Source organism: Bacteroides luti, from assembly GCF_900128905.1.
GTDB classification, from domain to species: Bacteria; Bacteroidota; Bacteroidia; order Bacteroidales; family Bacteroidaceae; genus Bacteroides; species Bacteroides luti.
The window spans coordinates 63,529-74,302 of the sequence record NZ_FQTV01000020.1 but is presented as its reverse complement, the minus strand read 5'-3'; the positions used below and the strand labels follow the sequence as shown (position 1 = coordinate 74,302).

Here is a 10,774-nt window from a genome sequence, read left to right as displayed (position 1 = left end):
TGCTCATATTTAACTTTCAGGGAAGAGCTTCCGCCGCCGATGGTCATTCTCTTAACGGCATTCTCACCAATAACGGCAATTCTCTTTACCTTTGCCAAGTCAACCGGCAAAACGTTCTTGTTGTTCTGCAGCAAAACAATACCTTCCTGAGCAATTTTTCGTCCTGCCAAAGCATGTTCTTCAGTTCCAAACGATCCGAATGGACGGTTCTTATTCATTGTAGTACGGAAAATCATCCGAAGAATGTTCCGCACTTTCTTATCCACCTCTTCTTCTTTTACTTCACCCGAGCGGAGTAACTTCAAGAACGGCATGGCCAGATAGTAATTATCGTATGCATTGCTGGCACTCCAGTTCAGTCCGTTGGTCCAGGTTCCAAACTCCATATCCAGTCCGTTGTAAATAGCCTCTTTAGTATCATGCACTCCGCCCCAGTCGGAAACTACCACACCATCAAATCCCCATTCCTTGCGAAGAATGTCATTGAGTAAATACTGATTGTGACAGCAATGTTCTCCTTTGTACTTATTGTATGAGCCCATTATAGCCCATGCTCCACCTTTCTGAACAGCAGCTTTAAAGGCCGGCAGATAGATTTCATACAAGGCACGGTCGCTGACATTCACATTGATTCTATCACGGTATACTTCCTGATTGTTTAATGCGAAGTGTTTTACACAAGCAGCCACTCCATTCTTCTGAACTCCCTGAATATAAGGCACCACCATTATTGAAGAAAGGTAGGGATCTTCTCCCATATACTCAAAATTTCGTCCGTTCAGAGGAGTGCGGTATATGTTTACACCCGGTCCCAATAACACATTTTTATTGCGATAACGGGCTTCTTCACCAATAGACTTGCCGTAAAGTGCAGACATTTCTGGATTCCAGGTAGCAGCCAGACAAGTCAGAGCCGGGAAAGCTATGCAAGAATCGTTTGTCCATCCTGCAGTATTCCACTCATCCCAGAACACTTCGGCACGAATACCGTGCGGACCATCACTGCACCACACCTCAGGTATTCCTAAACGTGGCACGCCTGCCGAGCTGAACTTTGACTGTGCATGACACATAGCTACCTTTTCTTCCAGTGTCATGCGCGAAAGAGCATCCTCAATTCTTTCTTCAATCGGTTTTTTATCGTCTAAATAAACAGCCCCCTTCGGCTGTGCAAAGGAGGGGGCTGCAAGGAGAGACAGACTTAAAACGATAAGCTGTTTTATTCCATTCATTATTTCTTTATTTTTTCTTTAGTTCACAGAATCTTCTATATTATTTTTCAACCACTGTAAGGACACCAGCTGTTTTTCCACCTGTTACATCAAGTGTAAACACATAAGTTTTTCCAACTGTGAGTTTCTTGTCAGTAGCTAAGCTAAGATTTCCACCTCCGGCTATAACAACAATATCAGTGCTCTTAGAAGTAATTGATGTTTCACCAAATTCACCACCCCAACCTTTTTGATGGAAAAATTTGAAGTTTATAGCATCCGGGTCTACATTACCCAAAGCACCCTTACCCGCAACAACAGTAACCTGATATTTGCCGGCGGCAACAGGGGCCATGCAAAGAGCTTTATCCGTATTCCAACCCACTTCATTAGATAGTGAAGGTTTACCAATCTTTTCACCAATAATCCATACTGCACCACTTCCATCATCAGCCAGTGTAGCAAGTCCGGTACCGGTCATACGCTCTACAATGAAATAGTTATATTTAAAGTTGGCTGTAATACGATATTTTCCACTCATAGGGAGGAATGTAAGTTTACCTTGAGCATCTTTAGTGAAATAATCAGGATCAATCCACCATGAACTGAAATTACTAATACCTGCAACTTCAAGAACTTGTCCTGTAGTAAGATTTTTCTCTATCTTGTAATTATTATCGTCTATCATAGTCATCTCTTCACCACCAAAAAGCAGTTTGATGAATGGAGAACCTGCATAGGTCAATGTGTTAAAGGTAATATCATACGTTCCGGCATTAGAATTCGAGAAAGTAATTGCGTTTGTGGTTCCTTGAGTAATAGCTCCGCTAGCCCATCCGAAGTTAATCTCATTTCCCTGAGTTCCTGCTTTTGGTGCTTTTATATATGCTTTTACCTTTTGAGAAAAATTGGCAGTTACTTTATACTGATACAAGCCAGTGCGAGCCATTGTATATTCTTTACCTTCGGCAGTAACCAAAGTAAGGTGATCATAGTCCGGACGTGTAAGTGGCAAGGAAATATCCTGTACGGTAGTACCGAAATGTGTATTCTGAAGAATAAGCTTTAATGTGGCTGCTCCGTTAGGAATATTAGCCAGATAAGGAATAAATATCTTGCCAGTATAGTCTCCGTTTTGTTTTGTGCGAATAACTGTTTCCGATACTTTGTCGGTGCCAAAGAATAGCTGGGCTTTCAAAGTAGAAAGAGGAAATTCAGCGTCAGTTGCAGTGGCATTGAAAGTCAGACTGTCTCCAAACATTGCAGAAGTTAACTGTGATTTGAGAGTTATAACCGGCGTTCCTTCAACAGGTGGTTCCGAATAATTTTCATTATTGCAGGCACTGAATGTAGCCAAAGCAATAAGTGACCATAAAATTGATTTATATTTTTTCATGTTTTTATTCTATTTAATGATTAACCTTTTTATTTGTTCCATTTATAAGAAGCCACAGCTTTAGCTGGTACAGAGTAAGCAAAAGAGTGCTTTCCGTCAGATAATGTTATGTTCATAGCACTGTTAGTATCGTTTTGCAATACTACTGCGTATGAACCATCGGTATTTAGGAACGCAGCATAGTAAAGTCCGTTTACCTTGTAACCCGTTGTACCAATTCGTTTGGCTCCCGGCTTAATTACTTTAGCCAAATGACTGATGGTGTAATAGTGTGAGTTCTTTGTCATGGTCTTGTAATCGAGATTGATATCAATAGCTCCATAACAAGTAGTACATCCTCCTGGACGGTTGGGCCCGCGGTTTTTATCCAGCATAAAGTTCCAAACAATAACTGCTTTTGTCCAGTTATTAATGGTTCCGATACAAACCTCAGCCATGTTCCACATTAAGTCTCCTGCAAAACTGTAATTCCATTCACCGATAGACATCTCGGTGAAATAGAGATTCTTTTCGGGATTTGCATTATGAACGTCAAGCAATTCGGCTTTATCACCTCCGTAAGCATGGAATCCAGCTCCGTCAATATATTGAGCAGCGTCAGCATCTTTGTAAATGTTGATTGGATAATCTTTTTGATCGGCAATGTCGTCATAATTATAATTATGATCAAAGATGATAATCTTTGTGTTGATCCCCGCTTTGCGGAAAGCTGGTCCTAAAGCTGTTTTAATGAAATCTCGCTGCTCTTGCCACGTCATGTACAATGAAACAGAGTTACCACGGTTTAATGGTTCATTCTGAATTGTCATAGAAGCAATATTAATTCCTTCTGCTTTCATTGCCTGAATATACTTCACGAAATATGTGGCATAATCCTGATAATAATCAGGGTTTAACTGTCCACTTGTCCATGAATCAAAAGGCTTTTTCTCTGTCAGGTTATTCACCTTCATCCATTTTGGACAAGTCCATGGCGAAGCCAGAATCTTAACATTAGGATTGATAGCCAATATCTCTTTCAGTACAGGAATAACATAGTTCTTATCCTCAGATTGCAAAGCAAAGTTTTCGATGCCTTGATTATCACAATAAGTATACTCGCTTAACGAAAAGTCCGAAGCTCCAATGGATATACGGATATAACTGTATCCCATTCCATCTTTAGGATCGAACGTTTCTTTTAATAGCTTAGCCCTATCCTTAGCTGTCATCTTTAATAGATTATAACAAGAAGAACCTGTCATAGCTGCTCCGAATCCATCCATCTCCTGAAATACTTCAGATGGATTCATTTGAATTGTGAACGGAGACATATTGTCTTTTGTGCTGAATGACAATGGAATCTTTTTGAACAGTAAAGATTGATTTGCCGTTGTAACATACAAATCGACATCAGAGGTTGTCGTTTCTCCGGGTTCTTCGGGAGAAGGCACAGTACCATTTCCACATCCCAAGAAAGCAAATCCTGTGATAAACAACCCGGTCAAGACTGATAACATTTTTTTTCTATAATCAACTTTCATGATTAGTACCCTTTGTTTTGTGTTAAGTTTGGATTACTGTCAATTTGAGTTTGTGGAACAGGCATAAGCAATGAATTTTCAGTGAAAGTAGCCATCTTCTTACGGCCAGAATCGCGTGAATTTAATGTATTCATAACCTCATATACCTTTCCTGTACGAACAAGATCGAACCAACGTTGTCCTTCAAAAGCTAGTTCCAGTCGGCGTTCTTTGAGTACGGCATTCACCATATTGTCTTTAGAAGACTTAACTGAAGCATCCAGCTTTGCTAACTTTGCACGAACTCTGATTTGATCAACTAAATCTGCAGCGGCAGTTAAATTACCCTGAGCCGTATAAGCTTCAGCTTCCAGCAAAAGAACATCAGCCAAACGGAACTTAAGGATACTGTTATAACGAGAACGAGTTTTATACATAAATGGGTAATGATCTGATGGATAATGAATGCTCCAGGATGGTTTTGCCCATACAATTGCTTCATTCATACGAACATTATCACCTTCGTTTTCATAAGCCTGAATCAAATCTCTTGAAGGAGTAATCCATTTAGCCCAGTTATATGTACTACTTGGATCGCATTGATCAATGCCAAACATCCATGTAACCCAGCTTCCGCTACCTAGAGGATAAATAACTTCAAAGATCGATTCAGAAGTGTTTCGATAATTTACATCTGTCTTAGTATCGTTTACAGAGAACAGGTCTGAGTAATTAGCTACCAACGAAAAACCATCTTTCTTTATAGATTCACAATATTCAATAACTTTGGCGTAATCTCTAACCGGTGCTTCAGCATATACTTTGGCAAGAAGAGTTTTAGCCACCGATTGCGTTAATTTAAATTTGTTAGTTGCATCTGCTTTTGGTGCATATTGTAGTCCGTACTGTAAATCACTTATAATTTGTTTGTAGACATCTTCAACACTGTTGCGGGCAGGGAAGAGGATAGGATACATTTCTTTTACGTTTGTTGCAGTTATATTTGGAGTTTCCTGAGTAACTACAGGAACCTCACCCCATAATCTGGTCATATCAAACAATACCCATGCACGCCAGATAGAAGCTTCAGCTTTCCATTGCTTACGTTCGGCATCAGTTAGAGTCTTATCAGGAACAGAATCAACGTTACAGATCACTCGATTTGCTGAAACGATATATCCAAGAAAAGATGTCCAATCGCGTTCAATATTCTTATTCGTTGCATCTTGTTTGTTCGATTCCAGCGAAACAAGCTCTGCATCAGTGGCTCCGCTATAAGCATTGTCTGCATGAGTTTCGGCAAATACTAACATATCCATATACCATGATTCCTGTGCATTTTGTATGCTTTTATATATGTTATCGTACTGTTGCTGCATTTCAGCTTTGGTTTCGTATTTGTTGCCAGTACCTCCGGTTTCATTACCAAAAGTGAGTTCGCTATAATCAGATATTGGATCATAATTTAAAGAACAACTTCCCATAAGAAGTGCTGTGCCCAATAATAAACTAAGTCTTATTTTATTTTTCATTGTATTATTCTATTTAAAATTCAACATTTACACCAAATACATAGCTTTTTGTCTGAGGATAGGTACCCCAATCAAGTCCTTGTACCAAAGCACTTCCTCCCCATTGGTTTACTTCGGGATCAAATCCTTTGTAATTAGTGAACGTTAGCAAATTCTGAGCAGTGAAATATGGCTGAAGACGACCAATATTCAATTTTTTCAATAGTTTCCCGGTAACGTTGTATGATAATGTCAATGATTTCAATCGCAAGAAACTACCGTCTTCTACAAAACGACTGGATGTCTTCAAGTTTTCCTTAGAAGCAACAGCTCTTGGCATATCAGTAATTTGTCCGGGGATTTTCCATCTGCCAAGTACGGCTGTAGATTGATTCTTAGCATCATACATACCTTCTGTTTCCATACGTGAAAGGTTATAAATATCGTTTCCTACTGAGCCCTGGAAGAATACATTCAAATTAAATCCTTTATAAGAAATATTATTTGTCAGACCAAAAGTGAAATCCGGATTTGGGTCACCTATGTATGTTTTATCATTAGGAGTAATGCTTCCACTTTTATCTAGATCTCTGTACATGATATCACCTGTTTCAGGATTTACTCCATCAGAAATATATCCCCAGAACATTCCCAGTGGTTTTCCTGTAGTAAGTTTGGTTATATATTCACCAGTGGTAGATTGTGCATAGAAATAGGATTGACGTGTATCGAACTTCTTAACTTTATTCTTATTAAATGAAATATTAAAGTCTGTATCCCATTTAAATTTACCTACTAAATTTTTTGAGTTGATGCCAAATTCAATTCCCTTGTTTTCCATTTCGCCTTCATTTCTATAGATATCGCTAAAAGATGCTGTTGGGCCGAGAGGTACATCCATCAACAAATCTGTAGTGTGTTTATAGTATGCATCTGCGGTAAATGTCAGTCTATTATTTAGAACTGTGAAATCAATTCCAATATTTGTTTGAGTTGTTGTTTCCCATGTAAGTTCACTGTTACTCATGTTAGCAGGAGAGGTTATAGGAAGTGCATTTGCCTTTCCGGTTTCCCACCAGTTTTGACGGGTAATGTTACGAAGCTGTAAATAGCCATAATCTCCAACTCCTGATTGATTACCAGTTTGTCCCCAACCTCCGCGAATCTTTAAGTCATCAATCCATTTAAGATCTTTCATAAATTCTTCAGATGAAATTCTCCATGCTGCAGAAACTGAAGGAAAATAACCCCATCTGTTTCCCGGAGCCAACTTTGATGAACCATCGGCACGGAAATTAGCCGTTAATAAGTACTTACTGTCGAAGTTATAAGACAAACGACCTACGTATGACATGATTGCCCAGTCGGAAGCAGTAGTCCCATTACCTTGTTCAACTTTGTTTCCTGCATTCAGTGTTTTAATATCACCATTTATGAAATGGCTTACAGTTTGGTAAGTTTGAGACCACTTAGAAGTAGTACCTGATGCTCCGGCCATAACATTGAAATTATGCTTTTTTATGCTTGTGTCATAAGTCAGAATGTTATCATATACCATAATAGTGCTTAGTGAACGGTTATCGCTGGCACTTCCATATTGAGAACGTCCGTATTCTGTTTTGATAGGGTCAAGAAAACTTGTATTGTGATAATATACACGGTCAATAGAGACAGAACTTTTAAACTTCAATTTTGGAGAGAATGTAATTTCAGCATTGGCACTTCCAAGCAAACGGTTGTTATTTGTTTTATTATCTTCAGTACGTGACATGTTTTCTAAAGGATGAGTAACATTGGCTCCGTAGAAGTTGTTATAGTACTGACCAAGATTATTCTCGTCCCAGATTTTTGCATAAGTTGGAGTATTTATAACAGAAAGAATAACTCCGGCACGATTGGCACCTTGTCCTGAGATAATGCCGTTGCTACTGTAATCTGAGTATGCCAGATTAGTTCCTATCTTCAACCATGAACGAATTTGATTTTCAAGATTAGCTCTTAAGTTATATCTTTCATAAAAGGCAACTTTAATAATTCCGTCTTCCTTTGTATAACCTCCTGAAATGAAATATTTCAGTTTATCGTTTGCACTAGATACTGACAGCTGATAATTTTGAGTAACTCCAGTACGATAAGTTTCGTCAAACCAGTTTGTTTCATCCTTCAATCCATCTGGTAGGTTTATTGAACCAAGCTCATCCATTAAATCCTTATATTGTGCTACATTTAAAGACTTCATTTGTTTGGCAACCTCTGTAATACCAGCCTGAGCAGAGAAATTAATCTTTGCTTCACCTTTTACACCTGCTTTTGTAGTTATTAATACTACACCATTTGATGCTCTTGAACCATAGATAGCAGCAGATGATGCATCTTTTAGAATTTGCATGCTTTCAATGTCATTCGGAGATAAGAAATTAATCTCTGTCATAGGCACTCCGTCCACGACATAAAGCGGATCATTGCTTGCATTAATAGATGAATTACCACGAATCCGGACAACCATTCCTGCACCTGGCTCTCCATTTGGCTGAATAACATTAACTCCGGCAGCTTTTCCCTGAATAGCCGCTGCTGCAGAAATAATTGGTCGCTCATCTAAATCTTTTGTTGATACACTTGCAACAGAAGTGGTTACATCTTTTCTCTTTACAGATCCATAACCAATAACTACAACTTCTTCTAGTAATTCTGCATTTTCTTGTAATACAATATTTAAAGGGATAGAACCTTTTACAGCAATTTCCTGACTTTTATAGCCAATATAAGTAATAGTTAAAGTTGCTTTTGGAGATACGGTGAGAGAAAATTTTCCATCCATATCTGTCATCGTTCCGTTAGTTGTGCCTTTTTCAACAACACTGGCTCCAATTATACCTTCGTTTGAAGGATCCTTAACTTGTCCTGTGACTGTTATTTTTTGTGCTAAGGCACTTAGAGATACAAATAAACCTATAAGAATGAAGAAGAAACTTCTACGAAAGTTTGCGTCATTCTTTGAAATTGGTTTTTCCTTGCTTTTTTTCATGAATTAATAATTTAATTAGTTAACATTAGATTGTTCATTCGTTGTATCGAATATCTCGAAAGCAAATGTAGAATAGAAATAAATGCATTCCTATCACCTGTGGTTATTTGGTGGATTTGTTTAATAAATGTAGTTGTGCAACTTATTTATTATTAATAAGTTATCAGTTTGAAGTGGCTTTGAAAAAGTGGAAGATATATTAATAAAAAGAAGCAATATTTTTGTTGTTATAACTTTCTTTAAAAAGAATATAAGCTCATTTTTAGCAAGAATAATAATCTGAAGTAGATATTATTGAGTTATGAGAATGCTCCAATTCTCATAACCAGACTTTCAAAATCATCTCTAGATCCTAATGCTTTGTTCTTAACTTTTGCACGATAGTTATAGATCGTATTTACTGAATAGCGCAGAAGGTTAGCGATTTTAGAACTATCATCAATACCTAGACGAATTAAGGCGAAGATACGTAACTCTGTATTCAGTAATTCTCCTTTTTTCAAAACAATTCTTTCTTCTTTTACTAAAAGGCTATTAAACTCTTCAACAAATTTGGGATATAGATGCAAGAATGTATTATCGAAATTAACGTAGAACTCTTTCAATTCGCTTTCAAGAACTTCAGAAGATTTGGTTATCTTAAGCAACTCGGTAACTTGCCCGCCATTGATTTTCTTATTTACCATTTTACGGTAACTTTCCAATTTATCAATATAAGTAGAGCATATTCCTAGGAAATGAGCAATGTATTCTTCTTTTATATGATTAGCTTCGGCAAGTTCATTATTCAATGATTTCAATTGATTGTTGATTACTCCTAATTCATTACGAGCTTTGCTCAATCGCTTCATCTGTTTATAAATATAGCCAAGAGCTCCAAATAAAAGGAGTGCAAGAGCGCTTACACATATCAGACTTGTTTTTAATTCATTTTTTTGTTTTTCACTTTTAATCTGATAACTCTTTTCTATAATTGGAAGGGTATTTGAAATTTGAATATTTCGTAAACGAGCATTATAGAAATTAGCATCTTCTAGTGAATATTTTATATATTGATAAGCACGGTCAATATCTCCTTCTTCATAAAGTAGATTTGCGAGGTTGGATAAAGATGCGTTATCTTTTATTGCAGCTTTAATATCAGACATTGCAGAAAAAATTAAATGCTTTTTCTCATCTTCAAGTTTTTTTTCTTCTCTGTCAATAAGAGAGACTTGAAAGGTTATCAAAGCATACTCTGGAGTTCCGAAAGGGGCTTTTGACAATCTAAGAGAATTTATTTTTCGTGCTTCAACTAAATTTTTTTGTTCAAGAGCTTTTTGTTCTTTTATTGCCAGATAATTTTCTGAAGAAGGATCAAAAACAGTTAGCAAGGTGTCCTGGTAAGTTTGAAATAATTTAAAGTAGTTCTTTTTTAGTTTTTGATCGTGAGTGTAAAGGTACATTTCATTGTATAAATGCTCGTAACATTTATAATAGTATGGAATCAAATCTTTTGTCAGCTGATTTTTATTTATGGAATATAATATATCGCTACTTTCTCTATACATACCTGAAGAAGAGTGAAGATGAGATAAAAATAATTTTGTTTCATTTATCCATCCCTTATTCTTCGAAATTTCAGCTATTTCAAGATTATTATTTAGATAGTGTATTGCTGAGTCACAGACAAAAGTTCTGTATTCTTTATATAGTAATTTGTTAATAGAATAAATTTGCTCAGGGGAGAATGTACTATTACTAAGCCGCTTTTTTAGGCTATTAATGCGGCTTTCGCGTGCTTCTACATAACTTTTGCTTTCTTTTATTGTTTTATCCAATACATTTAATAAGGAATCAATTTGATTTCCTGCAAGAGAAACAATTGAATATAGAGTAAAAACAAATAATAAGGTTAGCTTTTTCATTATACTAGAGTAACTTTTAATCGCTTCAAAGTTAGAAAAAATATTGTGATAGACCTATATGATGTGAAATATTAAAATAGTTTAATGACTTTATCTATTCTATTAAGTTAATTACGCTTTAATTTATAATGTAACGCTAGAACAATTTTGTGTAACAAATATATATTTTTTTGTATATTGATGTATTTATATTTGCATGACAATATAAATTTAATTGAT

At 36.6% G+C, this 10,774-nt stretch carries 6 protein-coding genes; all 6 read right to left on the bottom strand.

Annotated elements, in window-relative coordinates; all coding sequences use genetic code 11:
* A partial coding sequence (locus tag BUC21_RS14795; protein WP_139261462.1) for a glycoside hydrolase family 3 protein occupies positions 1-1,232 on the bottom strand: 1,232 nt, incomplete at its 3' end.
* A gap of 40 nt (positions 1,233-1,272) precedes the next feature.
* Positions 1,273-2,607: a DUF5125 domain-containing protein gene (locus tag BUC21_RS14790; RefSeq protein WP_073403818.1), complete on the bottom strand. Its 1,335-nt coding sequence runs from the start codon at positions 2,605-2,607 to the stop codon at positions 1,273-1,275.
* A gap of 29 nt (positions 2,608-2,636) precedes the next feature.
* Positions 2,637-4,130 (bottom strand): glycoside hydrolase family 30 protein, encoded by a 1,494-nt coding sequence (locus BUC21_RS14785; RefSeq protein ID WP_245797136.1) that lies wholly within the window; start codon positions 4,128-4,130, stop codon positions 2,637-2,639.
* 2 nt (positions 4,131-4,132) lie between these two features.
* Positions 4,133-5,641 (bottom strand): RagB/SusD family nutrient uptake outer membrane protein, encoded by a 1,509-nt coding sequence (locus tag BUC21_RS14780; RefSeq protein ID WP_073403816.1) that lies wholly within the window; start codon positions 5,639-5,641, stop codon positions 4,133-4,135.
* Between the two features lie 13 nt (positions 5,642-5,654).
* Entirely contained in the window at positions 5,655-8,648 is a 2,994-nt protein-coding gene (locus tag BUC21_RS14775; protein WP_083547726.1) for a SusC/RagA family TonB-linked outer membrane protein, read from the bottom strand.
* 299 nt (positions 8,649-8,947) lie between these two features.
* Positions 8,948-10,555: a DUF6377 domain-containing protein gene (locus BUC21_RS14770; RefSeq protein WP_073403814.1), complete on the bottom strand. Its 1,608-nt coding sequence runs from the start codon at positions 10,553-10,555 to the stop codon at positions 8,948-8,950.
* Positions 10,556-10,774 lie beyond the last annotated feature (219 nt).